We start from the raw sequence: 20,685 nt of genomic DNA, 5'->3' as shown, positions 1-20,685 counted from the left end.
AAATATAAAAATCCCGATCAGCAATTTTGCCAATCGGGATGAATTAAACTCTTATAAGTAACTCTTTATTTTTTCATTGGCATCATCCATTGCCTGGTTTAACGCCTTTGTAATTGGATCTTTGTATCCAACATCTCCAAACACCGTTTTATTTTCCGACAGTCCCGTCACTTGGAATGAAGAGACTTTATCCTTTTCTGCGTTATAAAATTTGTAACGCAGTTTTGCTTTTGTTACTACTTTAGCTTGAAAAAAACTCATATGTCTTGTAGTTATTAATTGTGATATCTCCATGGCAATCACATAATCCGCATTCGTTTCCTTCGCAACAGAAGCTAAGATATCTTTTTCAGCAAGCTCCTGATTTGAAATATCATAGCCCGTACTATTTAGAGCCTTTTGTACCTCTTCCAGGGGAATGATTTGAAAATTTTTTCTGGAATAGTTTTCCGTATATTTACCATACACAATTTCTTGTATGTAGCCTTTGTTTTCTTCTGTAGAGTTAATATAAGGAACGATAGCGAGGCGATAGGATGTCTTAGCAGCGGCTTGAGCAGCATCGTTGTGTGTGTGTTGCGGAGTAGTCATCTCTTCAGCAGACACAATGGCGGTCATTGACATTACAAAAAGACATAGAATTGCGATAATCGATATTTTTTTCATAATTCCACTCCATTTACTTATTTATTCCGTGTTAATTATACCTTTATCAATAGTCAAATTTTGTCGAATGGAGAAGGCGGTATTATAATTTTTACTTATTTGCCCATACTGTACAAACTCCTGCAAAATCTTCCGATTTTGCAGGAGTTTCATCGATTTTTGACCCATTCTCTTTATTCTTTCACCTCTACCGGCTTTGAGAAAAACCAGCCGCCAAGACAAATCAGGAGAAATCCACTCCAGAAAATAAGCTTCCATTCTACTGAACCAGAAAATCCTGCATCCAGCCATGCAACTCCCGGATGTGACAGCGTATAAACAGCCAGCTTAACACCTACCCAGCCGACCAACAGATACGCTGCGGTTTCCAGACCCGGCTTACGAAGCAGGATATCCACAAACCACTGGGCCGCAAAGCGCATGATCACCAGACCAACAAATCCGCCAGCAAAAACCACCATAAAATGTCCGCCGTCGAGTCCTCCAATGCTTGGCAGTGTAGTTTTCGGCAAACTAACTGCCAATGCCACTGCTGCAAGAATGGAGTCTGCTGCAAAAGCAATATCTGCCATTTCCACCTTTATCACAGTATTCCAAAAACCTGATCCCTCCCCAGCAGCCGACTTAACGTTTCCTCCATTGCTGCATGCAACAGCTTTATATATATGATTGAGGCTTAGGAAGATCAAATAAAGCGCTCCTACCGCTTGCAGCTGCCACCATTCGATCAGCATCGATATTGCGAACAAAGATGCCGCGCGAAAAACAAATGCTCCTGCCAACCCGTACATCAAAGCTCTCTTACGTTCTTCAACCGGTAAATGTTTAACCATAACTCCCAGAACGCAGGCATTGTCAGCCGCCAAAATCCCTTCCAAGAAAATGAGAATCACAAACATCCAAGCATACTCTACTACGATTGTAACATCCATTCCTATCCCTCCCTTTTGTACATCAAAAAAGACCCCGCCCACGGAAGAGACAATTTAATTGCTCTTCTCATAGGCAAAGGTCTCGCATACAACTTGCATTGCCAGAAAGCCGGAGTCTGCACTCGTATTGACGGCTTACCTGTATTTAGCTACTCCCCTTTGCAGGAGGCTTTATTGAGTTATAATTTATTATAGAGGTAATAAAGGTATTTTGTCAATAATAATTCTTCTAAAAAATATTCCCCGATATACTATTGCCAATGCTCCTTATCAATGCCCCCTTACAGATCTACCTTATGCTCTAAAAGATAGGAAGTAGCCATAAATAATATCCCAAAGGTAATAATATCAAATATCATGCTTCCAACATTCATTGTCATGATCGTGACAGAATGAATTTGCACCATCTGGGGAAAGAGATTTGCGATTGCCACCGATAGCCCTGTTCTTGCTATACTTAGCAGAAAGAAAATAATGAAAGAACCTATTTTCCCTACCTTTTTCCCTTTCAAGGCGATTCTTCCAACAACCATACAAAAGTACATAAATGTTAATGTTGAAACGATAGTCCATAGATGCATCAGGATAAAAAACAGTAATTCATGTATTTCAACTTGCTGCAAAATAGCATTAAGTAATCTTCCTTGATCAAGTAAACAAAACATAGACACGGACACAATCATAACAATGCTGATTTGAATCACAGCGGTAATCAGTCTGGATGCCATGATTGAGACACCGGACTGGGGAAGTGTAAATAGCAGATACCCTTGGTCATCATACAGATAATCACTCATCAATGTTAACGAAGCTATGCATATAACGACCAGGGCACCGCCCCCTAAGAAACCAGATAGGACAGGTGCTCCAATTTGCCAGGAGTCTACCTTGGTCATTAAGAAGAGATTTCCGATTATAACTGTTAGGCAAATACCCAGTATGGTTAACAACTTTCCTCTTAGTTCATATTTTATAAGATGAAACATTATTGAAACACCTCCCTGTACAATTCATCAATGGATTTATTCTTGTTCAATCGCAATTCTTCTGCATTCCCTTGCAGCACAATTTCTCCGTCGGAGATAAATGCCACCTCATCAAAAATTCGTTCAATATCATTTACAAGATGGGTCGTAATAATCATGGAGCTGTTTTCACTAAAATTATTGATGATAGCATCTAATATTTTTTCTCGGGCAGTAGGATCTACTCCGCCAAGGGGCTCATCCATTATATACAGCTTAGCCTTCCGGGAAAGCACTAAGGTTAGTTTTAATTTTTCTTTCATGCCCTTTGACAGACTCTTAACACTGCTATTGGCATCTAGTTTCATAAACTCCAGCAGCGCAAAGGCTTTCTTTTCATCAAAGTCCGAGTAAAAATCCTTAAAATATTGAACCGCATCTTTTATTTTCATCCATTTGAATAAATATTCCGTGTCAGGAAGATACGAAACGATAGACTTTGTATACACCCCAGGTTTTTGGCCATCTATAAGCAGTTTTCCAGAGGAAGGATGCAATATGCCTGCTGCTATTTTTAAAAACGTAGTTTTTCCACTGCCATTCGGACCAAGAAGGCCCAGGATTTTTCCTTTTTGTATCGTTAAATTTGCTCCTTGCAATGCTCGTTTATTTAAATAGGATTTACATAAGTTTTCAGCTTCCAATACATTATACATGCTTGTTCACCTCTGTTATTTTTTTAGAAATACTCGCAATGATCTCTTCCTCGCTAAACCCCAGACGTTTCATTCGCAGGATAAAAGAATCGATAACTTCCTTTGCCATTTCCTGTTTCAAATCATCTATCATATGCTTTCGCTCCCCCACAAATGTTCCCATGCCCCTTTGAGTATAGACAATTCCAAGTCTTTCAAGTTCTTGATAGGCTCTTTGCAGGGTATTGGGATTTACCTTTAACATCGTTGCCATTTCCCGTACTGAAGGCAATTTATCATTTGCTTTTAACTTTTCTGTAGCAATATCCATTTTTATGTGGTCCATAATTTGTAGATATATGGGCATCTTATCATCAAATTCTAAATCCATACCTTCATCTCCTTAGCTTGCTACATCTCCAATCTAGTGTATTAGTTAAATAATACACTAGATCATTTTATTTGTCAATTTTTTCACTGGCTCATCTCAACAGGATTCAACAAAAGGGACAGATTGAATTTTTTCAACCTGTCCCTTTTGATCCTATTTAACTACTTATTAAAGCATTGTGGCCCGCAACTCTTCACCTGACTTCGGCGATAACAAGCCAAAGGGAATATCAAATACAGTAAAGGCACCTGTGCTGCCCTTTTGGGCTAAGCGGAAAGTCGCCCGGGCATAGGCTACGAGAACGCTGGAAGTAAATTCAGGATTGCTGTCCAGTTTAAGGGCAAACTCCATAACATGGTTGGTATTTGGACTGGTGGAACCGGTACGGAAAACAAAACCACCATGGGGATAGCCTGCGTGCTCAGCTTGGAGTTCTTCTTCCGATATAAACGTAACATGGGTTTCATATCCTTCAAAATAATGGGGCATAGTTTTAATCTCTTTTGTAATGTCATCAAGATCTGCACCTGGCTTGGCTACAACATAGCATTCACGGGTATGGGCTGTGGTGGAACTGACATCTAGAGTCTCCCCTGCCCGCAGGGAGGCAATTACCTGTTCTTTAGGGACGGTATATTGTTTTGCATCTTTTACACCGGCAATGCGACGAATGGCATCGGAATGACCTTGACTTACCCCTTTACCCCAGAATGTATGGTTTGTTCCATTAGGTAAGACTGAACTGGCTAGAAGCCGGTTTAGTGAAAAGAGACCGGGGTCCCAGCCGACGGAGATGGTTGCAACGGTCCCTGAATTCTCAGCAATCGTATTCATGGAAGCAAAATAATCGTTAATCTTGGCATGAGTATCAAAACTATCCACAGTATTAAAAAGGGAAGCAATCAGCGGACCTTGTTCTATCAGGTCCGTTGCCGATCCGCCACACAGCAGCATCACATCGATTTTTCCTTTATAGGCGGCAGCATCCCTTATAGAGAAGACAGGTACGCCGCTTTTTGTCCCTGGGAGGCTGCGGCGTGAAAAAACGGCCACAAGTTCCATATCTGGATTATTACCAATCGCTAATTCCACACCTCTGCCCAGATTTCCATAACCTACAATACCAATACGTATTTTTTGCATCTTCAAGTACCTCCCATTATCAGGTATATTTTATCAGGTAATCCGCTTCTTTGAATATTTCTGCCGCAAAGGCATCAAAAATGGTTATTGCTTCTCTTGTTCTGGATTTCGCAAATTTATGGGTGAGCTTATAACAGATTCGGTCAGGGGGAGGATCACTCAATCTTTGGATGGTATAGGTGTTAGCTGCTGCCGTGGATTGAGCGATGGATAATGGAACAATGGCCCATTGCTTTGGTGTTCTAAGAAGAGGTAAAACCATAGGGCCGTTGCTTACCTGAATATGAGATGACTGGAAAGGGTCCCACCATTTATTATGCCAGATCTGATAAGCCGGAAACCATTCATGATACAATTCATCACGGGGATTTAACTGTTCGGGGTCGATATTGGGAGCCCCTAAATGTTCTGGCAAAGCCAAGCGGACAACAACCATAGGCTCTGCAAAAAAGGGAGCTAATTCGATGTTCTTTATGATTCTCTCATGCAAAACAAAAGCAATATCGATCGTACGCTGTTCAATTAATGTATAAAGATCTGTTGAATTTTGAGTATAGATATGTAAGCGCATGGCAGGGTGCTGTTGGATGATCTGCTGATAAATATTGGGCAGCACATGAGTATTTACGCTGTCAACTGCACCAATTGCTAACGACAACCGAGTATGTGCTTTTAATGATTGAGTTTCTAATAACAATTGAATCCACTTTTCCGCAACTGGAATGAAATCTTCACCCGCAGGAGTAAGAGAGATGGTTTTTAATCCCTTCCCGCGTTCAATCAGAACCAGATCCAGTTCTTGTTCCAGGTTCTTGAGGCGATGGCTCACAGAAGACTGAGATAGGTGAAGTATTTCAGCAGCCTTTGTCAAACTCTGATTAGAGACAACTGCTAAAAATGCTTGAATGTCATCAATATTCATTTTTGCCCCTTTAAGTAAATATTAGTTTTTTGCATATTATTAATGAATTTTATTTGTTTTACTTTAAGTATACGCACTGACTATAATAAATTCAAGAGACAGCACCCAATAAGGTTGTGCAGAATAAGGGGGGCAAAGCCATGCGAGCTTGCAGTTTTGTATGCACAATTATCGTTTTATTTTTATGCATTGACCAATTTTACAGCGGTCTGAATTGGTGGCGGCTTTTTATTGGCGGTTTTATGATTGTTGCCATATGGACAGATTGTGAACGTTGGCTGCGCTATAAGATAAGGCATAGAAGACATGAATAACGTATAGTAAAAATCGGAGGGTAATGCTTATGGATCATATTAGCTTAGAAATGCTTAGTTTTTTATTAGGAGCAGGTTTTATCGCTGCTTTTATCGACTCGGTTGTTGGCGGCGGCGGTTTAATATCCATGCCAGCACTGCTGATGACAGGGCTGCCTCCCAGTGTTGTATTGGGGACTAACAAACTTGCCTCCATCTGCTGTTCCAGTACCAGCAGTATCTCCTTTCTGCGTTCCGGTAAGATGGATCTTGGATTAGTGAAATATCTTTTCCCCTTATCTCTGTTTGGCTCTATATTAGGAGCCTATACGGTGCGGCTGATTCCGCCGGAATTCTTAAAACCATTGGTTATCGTTATGCTGATTTTAGTAGCCATCTATACGATTTTCAAAAAGGATTGGGGAGAACAGTCTACTTATAAAGGCATTAGTAAAAGGGTCGGCATCTTAGGAGCTTGTGCTGCTTTCCTGCTGGGTTTTTATGACGGATTTTTCGGACCGGGAGCAGGATCATTTCTAATCTTTGCATTTTTAATGCTGGGTTTTGATTTTGTGGTGGCTGCGGGAAATGCCAAAGCCTTGAACCTAGCGAGCAATCTTGGTGCAGTCTCAACCTTTCTGCTATTCGGTTCCGTCAATTATGTCTATGGTATCAGCATGGGGATCGCAATGATTTTTGGTGCAATTACAGGTTCTCGGTTTGCAATTGCCAAAGGCACTACGTATATAAAACCATTATTCATCTCAATGACAACCTTGTTAATAGGAAAACAAATGTGGGATATTTTACATTAACTAAAACTAAGAATAAAAATCATGGAGGAAGGCTTAAGCCTTCTTCCATGATTTTATCGTTATCCCATGACTATTGAACCATAAAGCCAATCGGGTCCACCGCATTCCCATTTACTCTGACTTCATAATGAAGATGAGGACCAGTACTTTTCCCTGTGCTGCCCACATAAGAAACAACCTGACCTTTTCTCACACTTTGACCGGCGCTTACTATAATGCGGGAATTATGCCCATAAATAGTCGAAATGCCATTGCCATGATCAATCTGCACCATATTGCCATAACCCCCAGCTGCTCCGCTCTGTACAACCACACCATCAGCTGCTGCAACGACAGGTGCCCCCATACTGTTGGCAATATCTATTCCCGGATGCAATTCACCTCCGCCGCCCATAGGCGAATTACGCCAGCCAAAACCAGAGGTAACTTCTCCGCTAGTTGGCCAAATAGAAGGCTTTGTCGCTAGCTGATCCATAGTTCTCGCCATCTTTTCAATCTCTAATACCTGTCCATTATCTCTATGGAGAATCGGCTCCGGTTCAGGGATTATACGACTGCCAGCACTAATGCTTTGATGATAGTTTGCAAAAAGGATTATCAAAAATATGCTAAGTACGCACATGGAGGAAACAATCCATCGGACAGAGATAAACTTCATCCACTGGTTGCCTGCTTTTTGCGTATCATGAACTTCATTCGAAATATGCATTACGATATATCTCCTCCTTTAAATAAATATAGCCGCCACAACATTCTGGCTGCAGTAAGTATGGTCACAAACAATATTCAACCACTCTACCCTACATTATACCGGAAATCCATCTTTTTTACTGTCCTATCCTGCAATTAAATTCACTTTTTTATCAAAACTTGACGTAAAAAGTGAAAAGTGAGAACATAGTAACTACTACTGTATCATTATTGGAGGAAATATAGGTGAAAAAATTAATCCAGCAATATCCCCTTGCCGTTCTGCTAACCGCACTTTCATTTGCCGTGGCACTACTGTTAGCCGCCAGTCATAATAACCTGTTCCCATTTTCACTCTGGAATGAGCACAGGGTTCCTCAAGAGCCAATTCACCTCACTGCCGTACCCTTAGGCAGTATAAATAAGCCGGTACAAATCATTCGAACGGGTTCTGTCGAACATGCCACATCCACTCCGATTACGGCAGACTTTTCTGGTCTTCTGAGTGAACTATACGTTGCAGAGGGCCAAGCAGTCAAGGCAGGCCAGCCTCTGCTTAAGATCCAGGCATCTTCAGCATCAGTGGTCGAGCAAATTACAGAAGGGCCTTCTGAGCAAACACAAAGCAATTATGATAATGCCCTAAAAGAATATAACCGCTTACAAAAATTATTCGAATTAGGAGCGATTCCACGACGACAGGTGGAGACTGCTGCTGCTCGTTTGCAGGAAGCAAAAGAAAATTTATCCGGCACCCAAAATGCAATGCCGCCTTCCAGCGCTATTATAAACGGCTCTGCCACAATCAACGCACCAATCGACGGCATCGTGACTGGTTTATCCTCGTCTTCTGGAAAAGCAGTACAAGCTGGTCAACAGCTGCTTTCCTTAGGAAGCGGTCAAGAAGTAGAGGTTGTCATTCCTCTGAATCAAAACGATCTGTATTTAGTTCATCTTGGCACACCAGCTGCGATAGAAGTATCTGACCAAAGGGTGGGAGGCCAGATTTCCAGCATCTATCCTCGAATTGAAGCAGAAGAAGTCTCTGCCTATCTTGCTCATATGAAACTTGCTGCTAATCCAAATGGGTTGCTTACATTTGGTATGTCCGTTGCCATTCATATCGATACCGGAAAAACAGCTCCCGTGCCTGCAGTTCCTAAAGCATCAATATTTCAAGATGATCAGGGCCGAAATCTCATCTATCTCGCCGTCAATGAAAAAGTACTCCTGCAAGAAATCAGCATTGGAGAAACCATTGGCGATTTCACAGAAATCACCTCTGATCTTCCACAGCAAAGTATGATCATAACAAGCAACATGGACGATATAAAAAATGGTGATCCGATTACAGTGGTGCCACAAGACGCCAATTAAGTCTTCTCTTTCAGCAAGATATCTGATTAAGCACTCATTGAAAGCAGTACATCGTTATCCTTCATACTCTTTTATATACAAATAAAAAGTAGTTCCTGAATCGCCTGTAATGAAGTCAATCGCAGCATCATGCCTTTTTGCAATACTATAACACGTCGCAAGACCAAGACCAGTTCCCTTTTCCTTTGTAGTAAGAAATGGAGTTCCCAGTTTGGGTCGTATCTCCTCTGGAATTCCAGATCCCTCATCTTGTACAGCAAATACGATGTTATCATTTTTTTTATATACCCGAATGGTTAGAGTACCTCCTGATTCCATGGATTCAAAAGCATTACGTACCAGATTTAATATTAACTGACGAATTTCTCTTGGATCTAACAAAGCCATTGGAATTTTTTGCAGCTGGGTTTGTACATTTTGTCCTAAAAGACGGGCATCCGATTCAATCAATGGTAATATTGCTTTAATAAGTTCCACCAAATTGATGGGTTTGCGCACAACGATTTTATTGTTAGCCAAAGATAAAAATTCTGAGATGATTTGATTGGCCCGATCTAATTCTTCAATCATCAGATCAAACTGCTCACTAAAGTCAAGGAGCCGATCCTTTACCTTAAGCATTTGCAAATACCCGCGAACCGTAGTCATAGGATTTCTGATTTCGTGTGATATACCGGCTGCCATTTCCCCTACTAAATGCAGCTGTTCGAGTCGAGCCATTTCCCGCTGAATTCTTTTTTGCTCATCGATATTACGAAAGTAAACAGTTAATCCTCCATCCGATAACGGATAGATGTTCACACTCATCCACTGCTGTCCGAATTGAGAAAAAATTTCAATGTGCACAGGAGTTCTTGTTTTTTTCACTTTCGTTATATTCTCAAAGAATATCGGGGTTTTGGGGATAATATCCCATATGTATTTACCGACCAGCTGCTGCGCTAGCTTTAGAGATGCATATCTGGAAACATACTCCACAGCCACTTTATTTGCATATGAAAAATGCAATTGATTATCTAATGAAAAAAATCCATCCAAGGCCTGAGCTGCCTGGCTAATAATCTCTTGATTCAGCAGACTGATCCCCATTGCAATGACACCAGTGATATTTCCATCTTTATCCTTTATCGGGAGAGAATTTGACTTAAAAGCTACCCCATATGCTTCCTTCTCCACATTAATGCTGGAAGCCTGCCCTGTTTCTAGCACTTTCCTAAAACCTGCACTCTGCGGTATAGGCGCTCCCAGGGGAAGTTTTATATCAATCTCTTTGCCAGGCAAATAGTAAATAAATTTTTCCTGGTCAGTAATACCAAACATAATATCCAATGGAAGAAGTTCCTGAATAATTGGCAAAGTAATTTTTAGAGCTGCCAATAATTCTTTGGTTTCGCTCTTTGCTATGTTCACAGAACAACCAACTCCTCAATACCCATATATGGCTGACATGCAAGGATCTCCCAACTTACTACATAATGATCCCGCTTCGATTGTGTAACCCATTTGGTAACGCAGAAGTAAATAGATAGTACAATCACTGCTTTTCTTTCTTAATTTCCCATTAATATACAAAATTCCTGCAAGTTCTCTTTAGAGTTCTTGCAGGAATGAATTATTTCTATTAAGAATCAACACTTTGCCACGATCTGGTTAACCTTCACCGTCCATAGCCTGACATATAATTTTCACTATTTCTCATTTGAAACAGCAAACGCTTCACTGGCAGTACACGTAAGATCAGCAGGCAAATCATCAACTCCGGTAAAAGATAGGTGGCATTAAACACCAAGGAATACCAATAGGGTGATGTTCCAGGCGGGGCGTAGCTGGCAAAGAAAACTACCCCAGATATAAAATGGCAAATAAATCGACCACAGCTGCCAACAATGGCTCCCAGCAGCATTCGATCTTTAAAATAGCCTGCCAGACCAAGTGCCATATATGGCAGGGGATAATCAAAAAGGACTTGAACAGGATGCAGGATATAAGGATCTTGAAGTAGATTAAGCAGACCATAGGTAAATCCCGCCAGATATCCGACAACCGGTCCATAGCGAAAAGCAATCAGTAAAAGAGGAATCATTGCTCCGAAGGTTACACTGCCCCCTGAGGCATGTGGTACAAACGGAAAGTATGCAAAATGACGGTCAATGCAAGCATTAAACTAATATGAACCATCATCGGCGTATTTATTTTTATTTTTTTTATGTATGCAAAAGCGAGTATCAATGCCACCATAGCTGCTAAGGCAAAAACACTGGCAGGCTGCGCAACTATCATTGCTATATTCTTACTAAAAGCTGCTTCCATAACACTCATCTCCATTCCAGCATAAATAGATCCCTAGCCAACCTGTTCCTATCGAAACGCGAAATTCCCTGTTCATTTCACGGGGACGATTACTGACAGCATAAGGCAGGGCATTATGCAATGTAACATTGGCTAAAGGCCAGTGAACCCCCTCAATCGATACATCCGTACATTCCGGAGATAATGGGAGTAACGAAATTATTTCTGGAGGCGCAGCAGTTTCTATGCATACAGAATCCTTACCTTTTAATAAGATCAGTACCTCTTCTTCATCTGCAGCGCAGCAGCCCCGTATTCCAAAATCCTCACAGCCCTTTAATGAATGAATATTACTAAAGGTATGATCGAAGCGGCCTCCCCATACGCCAGTTACAGTGACTGCCGCATGTCCATGAACCACTCCCACCCGTTGTAATGCCAGTTGTAAATCCGTCAAATTCTTTTCTGCCGGATAGACCTCCACAGGGATTCCCAAGCTCTCCCCCCAGGCCCATCCCTGGGATGTGGCACTATCACCATCACCAATGAGCCGCTCGGGAATAATGTGATTCGCGTAACAACTATCAATACCGCTATCTACACACCAAACAGGAAACTGGTCAGCGGCCTGAATCAGCCAGTCAGATGCTGGTTTCCTTCCCCCGGCGACAAGCAACACTTGTGTATCCGGCAGTTCTTTTTCAAAGGAACATCGTAATTGTGGCAGTACCAAAAGGTTCTTCATTCCATCAATCTCCTGAATCTCTATCTTCACATCTTTAAAAGCAATCTTATCCTATGATTTATATTATATATTCTTTATTCAAAAAAATCATCTATATAGTAAAGCCCCCGCAATATATACCCTCTTGGGGATATTGCGGGGGCTTTGCAAGCCAGCCTCTTTTTTTCGATTTTGTTTTTGATTACTTTTTTATTTATTTCTTTTCATAACATACAGCTGCTCCGGTTTCCAATACACCTGCGATGTATGTGGATACTTCCATATGGACTGGATGAACCAGATACGCATCAAAATCTTCCATAGATGCAAATTGAGTAATCAATATGATGTCATAAGACGATGCTCCATGGCGAATATTTGTTTCTACTTTCAAATCATGAAGATATTCGATTTTCCCTTGCATGCTCAGCAAAACATCTCTAGCCTTATCGATGTTTTCACGGTCTCTGTCTTTTAGTTTAAGAAGTAAATTGTTTATAATCATTTTTATCTCTCCCATGCCTTTTCCTTAATTATAAAGAAGCAATGAGACAACTATATGTCATATTAGAAATTCAGATGTTAAATAAAATGCAGTATATTTTCTCTATTTCCTTCGTATCCCTTAGTGACAGTATCCAATCACTCTTTTTCTACAGTTCATGACCTCCCATATCGATCATCAAAACGAACAATATCATCTTCACCCAGATAGCTGCCGTTTTGTACTTCGATAATCTGAAGAGGCAGTCTTCCGGGATTTTCAAGGCGATGGTTGGTGGTTTGGGGCACGAAAACGCTCTCATTTTCATGTACCATTTGTTCTAAAACACCAATAGTGACCTTTGCCGTACCGCCAATAACAATCCAATGCTCACTACGATGATAATGCATTTGCAGACTTAAGATTTCACCGGGATTCACAACAATCTTTTTCATTTTGTACCCTGGACCAGAACCAAGTACGGTATAGAAGCCCCAGGGTCGATAAACGGTTGTATGCTGGTCTGCCTCAATCCTCCCCTTCTCCTTTAGTTCACAAACCAGATCCTTGACCTTTTGAGATTCGCCTTTTTTAGCAACAACGATAACATCGTCTGTCTCTACTACCAAAATATCCTCAAGACCGATGCCGGCAATTAGACGACTATGTCCCAGTATCAGGGTATTTGAGCATTCAATCGGAATACAGTCCCCTTTTACTGCATTGCCATCCAAATCCTTATCCAGCACGTCATAGATTGCATCCCATGAACCGATATCATTCCATTCCGCCGTAATCGGCAGCATTACCATCTTTTGAGATTTCTCAGCAATTGCATAGTCAATAGAGATGTTGGGCATTAGAGTAAAATTCTCTTTCATTCCCTCCAAACCACTTTGGACCAGCTCGTAAATATCGGACTGATACGCTGCTAGTTCCTCCATAAAACACTGAATCGTAAATGCAAACATACCTGAGTTCCAGTAGTAGTTGCCAGCAGCCAGATATTCTTCTGCTGTTTTTAAATCCGGCTTTTCCCGAAAGGATTGAACGGCAAAACCACCGCTAAAGGGTGTACCTGCCTGCATATAGCCATAACCCGTTTCCGGATGATTGGGCTGTATACCAAGAGTCACAATCTTGTCCATATTCGCTAATCCAATGGCCTGGCGAACATTTGCTGTAAACGTCTCTATCGGGCGGATAATGTGATCAGAAGGTGTTACATACAGTATTTCATTGGGCTGACAGCCCAAATCTTCGAGGCAGTATTGTGCCGCGAATGCCACTGCCGGCGCCGTATTTCGTGCCATCGGCTCCAGCAGGATATGAGCTCCCTGAGCCTTAGCCAGGATGAGTTCTGTCCGGACATGATGAACATATTCCTGATTGGTCACTACTACCATGTCAGAAGGTTTGACCATAGGCAAAAATCGGGTTATAGTCTGGGCAAGCAGCGACTCTTCACCATTGAGTTTTAAAAATTGTTTAGGAAACAGAGTACGGGAAAGAGGAAATAATCGACTACCTCCGCCACCGGCGAGAATAATAACTTTCATAGGATCATCAATTCCTTTTTATACTGAATACCGTCCAAAATCCTTTATTTGCGATTGGCTTGACGCCATGAAGGTAAAATAACTTTCCCCAATTTTCTCCAATTAGATTGCGGGGATGCTTCTTCTTTATTTTGTAAAAAACGGTTATGAATCCCCAATGGTGCTGATGCTGCATTTTCCAATGCCAGGTTAGCGATTGCATACCCAACAATACTTTCGGCACCTTGGTTGCGGTTTAGCCCATCAACCATAATACCATCATAACAACCACCGGTTTCAGCATCAATCAGACTTTCCTGGCGGGAGTTCTCGCCCAAATACCAGGCAAAACTCCTCTTTGCCAACTCTAACATGGATTCATCGCCAGTGACCTCATAGGCAGCCAAGTGAGCCAGCGTGGACATGGATGCCTCGACAGGCTGTTGATCAAATAATGCAGGCTCACCGCCCCGAATCCACCATCCTCTACAACCTACGGGTCGGAAAAATCCATCTCGGAAGGCATCATTATCAAGAAATTCTATACTTTTACGTGCGATGGAGAGAAACCGTTCTTGTCCTGTTTTGTGGAAAGCCACGAACATAGCCCAAGGCAGTACCGCATTATCGTAAGTAAGGCTGTTTTCAAACCAGTACCAGTCCTTTTCGCCTGCGCACCATTCAAAGGAACGAGCAATGGAATCGGCGAATGTAAGGATAAGGTCATCACTCTTAGCCCCATCGATAAAGCCAAGACCAATGAGTGTATATGCCTGCCCTCGCAGATGCTTTAGAGAAGAGATCTGCGGCAATGCGCGGCTGACAGCACTGGTACATGCCTCCTTAATCCCGCGGGGCATCACAGACGAAGCCAATGTATACCCTAAAGCCCAGATACAACGTCCAAAACATTCTTCTGATCCTTGAGTTTCGGTAAATTGTCGATTATAGGTCATGAAATTCCGAAAATGACCGTTTTCATTCTGGGCATACAAGATGAATGCTAAGTAACGGTAGATTAATACAAGATATTCCGACTTTCTTTTATTTTCATAGAGCATCACTGCCATAATTAATGCCCGGGCATTGTCATCAGTTGTATACCCCTTATCCAAATCAGGAACATTGTAGCGTGTATGCTGAAACATACCTGTGTCATCGGTCATCCTAAAAATGTGCGCATCGTCAAGAACATTGCCGAATTGGGTCATTATATTGCCCTCATTCCATTGCGCTCAATTACAGTAAGGTGGGCTTGAGCTTTGAGTTGCAGCGGACGAGCTGATCCAATGATATTCATGCATAATTCAGCATATTGATCCGCAACAGTAGACCACTTCATTGTTCGACCAACTGCCATTGTCTTCATTTCCATTTCTTTTTTCTCAGTTGGATTGCCAAGCACGGTTCGAATGCATGATGCCATCGATTCTGAATCTTTAAATTTACTAAGCATTCCACGACCGTCACCTAACATTTCCTCGGCATAGCGATATGGAGTCGATACAATTACCCTTCCGCGCCCCATAGCATATGCCAATGTTCCGCTGACTGCCTGTTCTTTAGACAAATAGGGTGTCAGATACATATCAGACATTTGAAGATAGGTAATCACTTCTTTTTTTGTCAGGTACTTATCAATAAATCGAATGTTATTCTGTACTCCAAGGCTTTGTGCCAGATCCATCAGACTCTGCCTGTATGTTTCACCCATGCTTTCTTTGACACATGGATGAGTTTTACCAAGAATCAGATACATCAGATTTTCATAATCCGGGACGACCTTGGCCACCGCTTCAATTCCATATTCCAAACCCTTGGCTGGACTAATGAGTCCGAAGCTGCTGATGATTTCCTTATTTCGCAAGCCGTAATCCATTTTTAATTTTCCCCTTGACTCGACCTGCATATTAGGAACTCCGTGAGGTATAAACAAAAGTTTTTCTGACTCAATGCCGTAGGTTCCAGCCAATATGGGCATAGAACTTTTCGCCATCGTTACTACCTTTGTGCTAAGTCTTCCCAGATCTCTGAGAACAGTTCGTTGTTTCGATGACGGTTCTAACAACACAGTGTGTGTCGTAATAATGAAAGGAATTTTCAGCCCCTTTGCTAAATCAATGATGTATTCGCCGCATTCACCGCCAAAAATCCCATATTCATGTTCAATAACTAAAAGATCCAAATTATCATTGGCCCATGATGCTGTCATCAAATAACTTGTACGATCGTGCTGGCTCAATCTATATTTTATTCGGGAATTCTCACACTCTTTCTTATCCACTACTGCAATGACACTTGGACGTATGAGTCCCATTTTAGCAATTTCAGTTACTAGATCTTCTGTAAATGTGGCTAAACCACATTCTCTAGGAGGATATGTGCTTAAAAAACCAATATGTTTTATTCTATTTTCCCTAACCATTTTCTTTATCTCCTTCTTTTTGAGCAGCCCTCTTTAGGTGTTTAGCTGCATCTTATCGATTTACGCTGCTTAGGTTCATCAATCCACTTTTCTAACTTGGATTGTGCCAAACCTTAACAAGGTGCAAACCACCATTGTGCGCTCATCTTAGCAAAAAAGGTCATCACCAGCAATTTAAAACACCTTTAGATGTCTTCTAGATCCACTGTTGATGACCATTATCAGCCATTACATTTTTCTGTTTTTATAGCTTAGTCCTTTATGAATCCCCCAATGACCTTTTCTGAGAGATTCAACATCAATCCATAGTTTCTGCGGAATCGGCTTACACGTTGTATACCAATCCTTTGCACCTTGTACTAATTTCTGCGGCGGCGCGTTCTTGCCAAAATGGGATATGTTAAGAAGTGACACGCTGATTCGGATGGTAGCATTATTTCCCCCAGACCATTCCTGGGCTTCTAGTTCCTTGTTCTTCGTTAGCCATACAACACCTCCACCTGACTGGTTAAGGCAGCCGTGCTCTAATATTTGTTCCAAATTTTCTTCTGTTGTAAAGTGATATAGTCTCATATTTCACCCGTGAAAATCAGTAATTTTTTTATAAAATTCATTTTATTTTCTTCCTTTCTTTAAGACTCATGGTCACATGTTATAGTCTTTTTATTTTCAGCTTACGTATCTAATTGAAAGAGCAACGTCTGATTTTGGCATCGCCTCTGACTAATAAAGTGCTTCATCTAAGGGCTCTGGACACGTTTTAACATATTCCAGCAAATCCCCTATGCTGGCAGTAGCCAGGGCAATACAAGAATCGGCCCCTCCATAGTACATGTTAAGCAATCCGGTCTTATCGTCCAGCACCCAGCCACTTGGAAAAACGACGTCATCAACGTCCCCCTCCCGTTCATACCCTTCCGTTGGTCCAAAGACCCATTCATCAGTGCGGTGCAATACCTTTGCCGGATTATCCAGATCCAGTAATGCCAGACCGATTCGGTAAATCGAACCAGAAGCGGTTTGGCGCACTCCGTGATACACAAGTATCCAGCCTTCAGCAGTCTCAATAGGTGGCGCTGCAAGACCAATTTTCCCACCATCCCACCAACCACCTCGACGGGCATGCATTACCACCTGACGATCTCCCCAATGGGTAAAGTTACTATCCGAATAGGATAACCAAATGTGAGATCCTGGCACATAATTAGTAGTAACCGGACGATGAATCAGGGCCCATTTTCCCTGTATTCGGCGAGGAAAAAGTGCGGCATCTTTATCTTCCGGCGGCATGAGCGGTCCGATCCTCTCAAACGTAATAAAGTCATTGGTCAGTGCCATTGCTACAAGTGGTCCATGACGAGAGAAAGCAGTATAGGTTATCGCCCACTTATTCAGCTCAGCAAGCCAAGTAATCCTAGGATCTTCAATTCCCCACCGTTCCTCCGGATAGTTTAGCGGATCTGCTTCCAGCGTTGGCACTCTGTCAATTTGCCAATTGCTGACTCCATCATCACTAATCGCCTTAGTCAGGTGGGAAAAACCTCGCCGATCCTCTACACGAGCCAGCAGCAATACTTTACCGTGAAACATAGTGGCTGCTGGATTGAATACTGAATGTGCAGGATAGGGCCAATCTTTCGCTGTCAAAATCGGATTCTTTGGATGCCGCTTAAACAGTTCTTTAAATGTATGATTGTCGTTTTTCAACTGAGTCCCAAACCAATTTTTATCCATAAAAAAAACCCCCTACGTTTGGATATTCGGCGCGTTGCCGGCAAGTGTGAGATCTCACACCCAGTCTGTATATCCCGTGGCGGTTAAAACACAATATAGTATTGTTCCCAATCGTCAGACAGTAGGTTCAAACGATTTATACTTTATTATACTACAAATAATTATTTCCGTCAAATAATCGTTTTTCCTGAATAAACAATCATCCATTTCTATTGAACATTTTTTGACAATCTTCTGGTTTATGCCCGGGCACATGCATAAATCAATCCTCTATTTGTAATGCCCAAGAGCTTTTCATTCATTATTATATCCTGGCAGACATACCAAGATGATATTTCGATTTTAATAGGATTCCTTATTAACTATAATTTTTTTAATATTTCTTTGTAAACCTCAATATATTGTTTTACCATTTTCTCCTGTGTAAATTTGCATTCAACCGTTTTGCGGCAGTCTTCCCGTGAAATATTTCTGATATCTTTAATCTTCTCAGCCATTTCCTCCACATCAGACACAATAAACCCATTCATACCATCCTGAATAATTTCGGGCATAGAACCTTTATTAAATGCAAGGACAGGTGTTCCGCATGCCATTGATTCCACAATACTAAGACCAAAAGGTTCATTAAAATGAATGGGATGCAGCAATGCATATGCATTACCCAGAACATTATTTCTTTCTTCAGGACCTACGGAGCCAATGTAACATACGTCGTCATTAAGATATGGCTCTACGTCATTTTCGTAATAAGACTTATCCTGTATAATTCCAGCAATAACCAGCTTCATTTTTGCTCTTTTAGCAACTTGTATTGCCTCCCAAGTTCCCTTGTCCTTATGTATTCTTCCAAAGTAAACTAAATAATTGCCCTGTTCTTTGTTTAATGTGAATTTTTCGATGTCAATGCCATGGTATACAGTCCTTATATAATCCAGATCCTCATGCCGGTCCGCATTACTAATAGAGACATAGTGAGTTTTTTTGTTATATTTTCTATACACAGGCATAATTTTAGGCGAAGAAAATCCATGTATCGTTGTTATAACAGGTGTTTTTATAAGACCGCTATAGGTCAGAGGCAAAAAATCATAATTGTTATGTATGATGTCAAATTCATCTGCCTGCTCCATGATTTGGGATATATGCAAAGATTCCCAAACTTTTGCATCCAGTTCTTTGTCTTCTTCATAGGGCGCTTTGCACACACTACGAAGCTTCGCACTGGTTAATGAATCGCCAGTAGCATAGAGTGTTACATCAATCCCCTCTTTCACAAGCCCCTCTGCCAATAAGGAAACGACTCTCTCCCAAGGACCATAATGCCTCGGCGGCGTCCTCCATGCAATTGGTGAAATGATAGCAATTTTCATATTAAAAATCCCCCTCCATAAATTTCCCTAAAAAACCACTCTACTTATTCATACTTACTATCTATAAAGCTTCGTCAGGGACAAAGGTGAAGCCTCTATTCCCCGAGCATACAAAAGCCTTTATTTTACCAGAGCTGCTTTACTATGAAATATTTCCCTAATAATGAGAATAACGTTTTAGATTTTTCTCATATAGTGATTGACAAAACTGCAAAATGGGATTATGTTAAATTTTGTATACTATTTTTTTAAGAGGAGGGATACTTGCATGCATTTTTTAACATATCAATCTAACGGTCAAGAAGAAATCGGCCTCTTGACAGCAGACCAAAAACAGATCATTCCTCTGCTGGCCGCCGAGCATCATTTTTATGGTGAAACCATATTGCCGACTACGCTACTCTCTCTTATTCAGCAAGGTGAATTAGCTTTACAGCGAGTCAAGTCGATCGTGAAATCAGTAGAAGCACAAAGCGATCTTCCATTTCTGCTGTCACCGGACAACATCCGGATTGTAGCGCCAATTCCTCGTCCTGCCAAAAATATTTTCTGCATTGGCAAAAACTATGCCGAACATGCTATGGAGGGTGACACAAGCGCCGACCCGAGTGTAGCTATCCCTAAATATCCAGTTATCTTTACCAAGGCTCCCACTACGGTAATTGGCCCTGGCGACATCATTAACAGTCATAGCCAAGTTACAAATGCTTTGGACTATGAAGTAGAACTGGCTGTAATCATTGGGAAGAAGGCTTCCTATGTTAGCAAAGAAGAGGCAATGGACTATGTATTTGGCTATACCATTCTTAATGATGTGACGGCACGGGATTTACAAAAGCGTCACCAGCAGTGGTTTCGTGGCAAAAGTCTTGATACCACAGCACCAATGGGTCCCTTCCTTGTTCACAAGACTTCTGTTCCTTCAGTCAATGACCTAACAGTAACATTAAAGGTAAACGGCGAGCTAAGACAGCATGCTAACACGAATTCTCTAATTTTTGATATTCCAACACTTATCAGTACGATTTCCTCTGGTATTACTCTTGAACCCGGAGATATTATCTCTACCGGCACCCCCGCCGGCGTTGGAGCCTATTCAACACCTCCTGTATTTTTGAAGCCTGGAGACAAACTGGAACTATCAATTACCGGTCTGGGAACATTAATCAACACCGTAGGCTAGTGGACTACTAGTCAATGCCCCTTGGTCAATCACTGACCAAGGGGCA

General features: G+C 41.5%; 21 protein-coding genes and 1 pseudogene. 4 read left to right on the top strand and 18 right to left on the bottom strand.

The window, feature by feature from the left end:
* Positions 1–51 precede the first annotated feature (51 nt).
* From FR7_RS01630 to FR7_RS01600, 7 genes are all read right to left on the bottom strand, one after another.
* Positions 52–666, bottom strand: a complete 615-nt coding sequence (locus tag FR7_RS01630; protein WP_007938151.1) for a hypothetical protein — start codon at positions 664–666, stop codon at positions 52–54.
* A 173-nt stretch (positions 667–839) separates the two neighbouring features.
* Positions 840–1,598, bottom strand: a complete 759-nt coding sequence (locus FR7_RS01625; protein WP_007938149.1) for a TerC family protein — start codon at positions 1,596–1,598, stop codon at positions 840–842.
* Between the two features lie 281 nt (positions 1,599–1,879).
* Positions 1,880–2,584 carry a hypothetical protein gene (locus tag FR7_RS01620; RefSeq protein WP_007938148.1) on the bottom strand — a complete coding sequence of 235 codons (705 nt, stop codon included), beginning with the start codon at positions 2,582–2,584 and terminating at the stop codon, positions 1,880–1,882.
* Positions 2,584–3,279 carry an ABC transporter ATP-binding protein gene (locus FR7_RS01615; protein WP_007938146.1) on the bottom strand — a complete coding sequence of 232 codons (696 nt, stop codon included), beginning with the start codon at positions 3,277–3,279 and terminating at the stop codon, positions 2,584–2,586. The genes FR7_RS01620 and FR7_RS01615 overlap by 1 nt, the downstream gene beginning before the upstream one ends.
* On the bottom strand, positions 3,272–3,649 hold the full coding sequence (locus FR7_RS01610; protein WP_007938145.1) for a GntR family transcriptional regulator: 378 nt from the start codon (positions 3,647–3,649) through the stop codon (positions 3,272–3,274). Before FR7_RS01610 ends, FR7_RS01615 begins: the two co-directional genes overlap by 8 nt.
* A gap of 168 nt (positions 3,650–3,817) precedes the next feature.
* Complete coding sequence (locus FR7_RS01605) at positions 3,818–4,792, bottom strand: diaminopimelate dehydrogenase (protein ID WP_007951740.1); 975 nt, start codon at positions 4,790–4,792, stop codon at positions 3,818–3,820.
* Between the two features lie 19 nt (positions 4,793–4,811).
* The gene (locus tag FR7_RS01600; protein WP_007938142.1) at positions 4,812–5,714 is read right to left on the bottom strand and encodes a LysR family transcriptional regulator; all 903 of its coding nucleotides are present in this window, start codon (positions 5,712–5,714) and stop codon (positions 4,812–4,814) included.
* A 140-nt stretch (positions 5,715–5,854) separates the two neighbouring features.
* On the opposite strand from FR7_RS01600, the gene FR7_RS23435 reads away from it, so the two are divergent.
* Both FR7_RS23435 and FR7_RS01595 read left to right on the top strand, forming a co-directional pair.
* Complete coding sequence (locus FR7_RS23435) at positions 5,855–6,028, top strand: hypothetical protein (protein ID WP_156523271.1); 174 nt, start codon at positions 5,855–5,857, stop codon at positions 6,026–6,028.
* A gap of 29 nt (positions 6,029–6,057) precedes the next feature.
* On the top strand, positions 6,058–6,822 hold the full coding sequence (locus FR7_RS01595; RefSeq protein ID WP_007938140.1) for a sulfite exporter TauE/SafE family protein: 765 nt from the start codon (positions 6,058–6,060) through the stop codon (positions 6,820–6,822).
* A 70-nt stretch (positions 6,823–6,892) separates the two neighbouring features.
* Here FR7_RS01595 and FR7_RS01590 read toward each other — a convergent pair whose 3' ends face one another.
* Positions 6,893–7,531 carry a M23 family metallopeptidase gene (locus tag FR7_RS01590; RefSeq protein ID WP_007938138.1) on the bottom strand — a complete coding sequence of 213 codons (639 nt, stop codon included), beginning with the start codon at positions 7,529–7,531 and terminating at the stop codon, positions 6,893–6,895.
* 227 nt (positions 7,532–7,758) lie between these two features.
* On the opposite strand from FR7_RS01590, the gene FR7_RS01585 reads away from it, so the two are divergent.
* Positions 7,759–8,889, top strand: a complete 1,131-nt coding sequence (locus tag FR7_RS01585) for an efflux RND transporter periplasmic adaptor subunit (protein ID WP_007938136.1) — start codon at positions 7,759–7,761, stop codon at positions 8,887–8,889.
* A 54-nt stretch (positions 8,890–8,943) separates the two neighbouring features.
* On the opposite strand, the gene FR7_RS01580 is transcribed toward FR7_RS01585, so the two are convergent.
* From FR7_RS01580 to FR7_RS01535, 10 genes and pseudogenes are all read right to left on the bottom strand, one after another.
* A complete protein-coding gene (locus FR7_RS01580) occupies positions 8,944–10,299 on the bottom strand; it encodes a two-component system sensor histidine kinase NtrB (protein WP_007938134.1) in 1,356 nt (451 codons plus the stop codon).
* 247 nt (positions 10,300–10,546) lie between these two features.
* Positions 10,547–11,199 (bottom strand): annotated as a pseudogene (gene thiT, locus FR7_RS01575) (energy-coupled thiamine transporter ThiT).
* The gene (locus tag FR7_RS01570; protein WP_007951739.1) at positions 11,183–11,923 is read right to left on the bottom strand and encodes a thiamine diphosphokinase; all 741 of its coding nucleotides are present in this window, start codon (positions 11,921–11,923) and stop codon (positions 11,183–11,185) included. Before FR7_RS01570 ends, thiT begins: the two are co-directional and overlap by 17 nt.
* Before the next feature lie 193 nt (positions 11,924–12,116).
* Positions 12,117–12,407 carry a Dabb family protein gene (locus tag FR7_RS01565; RefSeq protein WP_007938128.1) on the bottom strand — a complete coding sequence of 97 codons (291 nt, stop codon included), beginning with the start codon at positions 12,405–12,407 and terminating at the stop codon, positions 12,117–12,119.
* A gap of 155 nt (positions 12,408–12,562) precedes the next feature.
* Positions 12,563–13,945, bottom strand: a complete 1,383-nt coding sequence (locus tag FR7_RS01560) for a mannose-1-phosphate guanylyltransferase/mannose-6-phosphate isomerase (protein WP_007951737.1) — start codon at positions 13,943–13,945, stop codon at positions 12,563–12,565.
* A gap of 44 nt (positions 13,946–13,989) precedes the next feature.
* Complete coding sequence (locus FR7_RS01555; RefSeq protein WP_007951735.1) at positions 13,990–15,135, bottom strand: hypothetical protein; 1,146 nt, start codon at positions 15,133–15,135, stop codon at positions 13,990–13,992.
* Entirely contained in the window at positions 15,135–16,349 is a 1,215-nt protein-coding gene (locus FR7_RS01550; protein ID WP_007938124.1) for a glycosyltransferase family 4 protein, read from the bottom strand. The genes FR7_RS01555 and FR7_RS01550 overlap by 1 nt, the downstream gene beginning before the upstream one ends.
* Positions 16,350–16,577: 228 nt before the next feature.
* Positions 16,578–16,922: a hypothetical protein gene (locus tag FR7_RS01545; protein ID WP_007938123.1), complete on the bottom strand. Its 345-nt coding sequence runs from the start codon at positions 16,920–16,922 to the stop codon at positions 16,578–16,580.
* A 150-nt stretch (positions 16,923–17,072) separates the two neighbouring features.
* Entirely contained in the window at positions 17,073–18,083 is a 1,011-nt protein-coding gene (locus FR7_RS01540; protein ID WP_007938122.1) for a glycoside hydrolase family 130 protein, read from the bottom strand.
* A gap of 362 nt (positions 18,084–18,445) precedes the next feature.
* A complete protein-coding gene (locus FR7_RS01535; RefSeq protein ID WP_007951733.1) occupies positions 18,446–19,456 on the bottom strand; it encodes a glycosyltransferase family 4 protein in 1,011 nt (336 codons plus the stop codon).
* A gap of 268 nt (positions 19,457–19,724) precedes the next feature.
* On the opposite strand from FR7_RS01535, the gene FR7_RS01530 reads away from it, so the two are divergent.
* A complete protein-coding gene (locus tag FR7_RS01530) occupies positions 19,725–20,639 on the top strand; it encodes a fumarylacetoacetate hydrolase family protein (protein WP_007938120.1) in 915 nt (304 codons plus the stop codon).
* Positions 20,640–20,685 lie beyond the last annotated feature (46 nt).

Origin of the sequence: Pelosinus fermentans DSM 17108 (assembly GCF_000271485.2) — a bacterium.
Taxonomy (GTDB): Bacteria; Bacillota; Negativicutes; order DSM-13327; family DSM-13327; genus Pelosinus; species Pelosinus fermentans.
The sequence above is the reverse complement of the archived record's forward strand: the minus strand, read 5'-3'. Positions and strand labels throughout refer to the sequence as shown.

Excerpts from the sequence above, each read along its gene's own strand:
- FR7_RS01630 (WP_007938151.1), bottom strand. The coding sequence starts at position 666 with ATGAAAAAAATATCGATTATCGCAATTCTATGTCTTTTTGTAATGTCA.
- FR7_RS01625 (WP_007938149.1), bottom strand. The coding sequence starts at position 1,598 with ATGGATGTTACAATCGTAGTAGAGTATGCTTGGATGTTTGTGATTCTC.
- FR7_RS01620 (WP_007938148.1), bottom strand. The coding sequence starts at position 2,584 with ATGTTTCATCTTATAAAATATGAACTAAGAGGAAAGTTGTTAACCATA.
- FR7_RS01615 (WP_007938146.1), bottom strand. The coding sequence starts at position 3,279 with ATGTATAATGTATTGGAAGCTGAAAACTTATGTAAATCCTATTTAAAT.
- FR7_RS01610 (WP_007938145.1), bottom strand. The coding sequence starts at position 3,649 with ATGGATTTAGAATTTGATGATAAGATGCCCATATATCTACAAATTATG.
- FR7_RS01605 (WP_007951740.1), bottom strand. The coding sequence starts at position 4,792 with ATGCAAAAAATACGTATTGGTATTGTAGGTTATGGAAATCTGGGCAGA.
- FR7_RS01600 (WP_007938142.1), bottom strand. The coding sequence starts at position 5,714 with ATGAATATTGATGACATTCAAGCATTTTTAGCAGTTGTCTCTAATCAG.
- FR7_RS23435 (WP_156523271.1), top strand. The coding sequence starts at position 5,855 with ATGCGAGCTTGCAGTTTTGTATGCACAATTATCGTTTTATTTTTATGC.
- FR7_RS01595 (WP_007938140.1), top strand. The coding sequence starts at position 6,058 with ATGGATCATATTAGCTTAGAAATGCTTAGTTTTTTATTAGGAGCAGGT.
- FR7_RS01590 (WP_007938138.1), bottom strand. The coding sequence starts at position 7,531 with ATGCATATTTCGAATGAAGTTCATGATACGCAAAAAGCAGGCAACCAG.
- FR7_RS01570 (WP_007951739.1), bottom strand. The coding sequence starts at position 11,923 with ATGAAGAACCTTTTGGTACTGCCACAATTACGATGTTCCTTTGAAAAA.
- FR7_RS01565 (WP_007938128.1), bottom strand. The coding sequence starts at position 12,407 with ATGATTATAAACAATTTACTTCTTAAACTAAAAGACAGAGACCGTGAA.
- FR7_RS01560 (WP_007951737.1), bottom strand. The coding sequence starts at position 13,945 with ATGAAAGTTATTATTCTCGCCGGTGGCGGAGGTAGTCGATTATTTCCT.
- FR7_RS01555 (WP_007951735.1), bottom strand. The coding sequence starts at position 15,135 with ATGACCCAATTCGGCAATGTTCTTGACGATGCGCACATTTTTAGGATG.
- FR7_RS01550 (WP_007938124.1), bottom strand. The coding sequence starts at position 16,349 with ATGGTTAGGGAAAATAGAATAAAACATATTGGTTTTTTAAGCACATAT.
- FR7_RS01545 (WP_007938123.1), bottom strand. The coding sequence starts at position 16,922 with ATGAGACTATATCACTTTACAACAGAAGAAAATTTGGAACAAATATTA.
- FR7_RS01540 (WP_007938122.1), bottom strand. The coding sequence starts at position 18,083 with ATGGATAAAAATTGGTTTGGGACTCAGTTGAAAAACGACAATCATACA.
- FR7_RS01535 (WP_007951733.1), bottom strand. The coding sequence starts at position 19,456 with ATGAAAATTGCTATCATTTCACCAATTGCATGGAGGACGCCGCCGAGG.
- FR7_RS01530 (WP_007938120.1), top strand. The coding sequence starts at position 19,725 with ATGCATTTTTTAACATATCAATCTAACGGTCAAGAAGAAATCGGCCTC.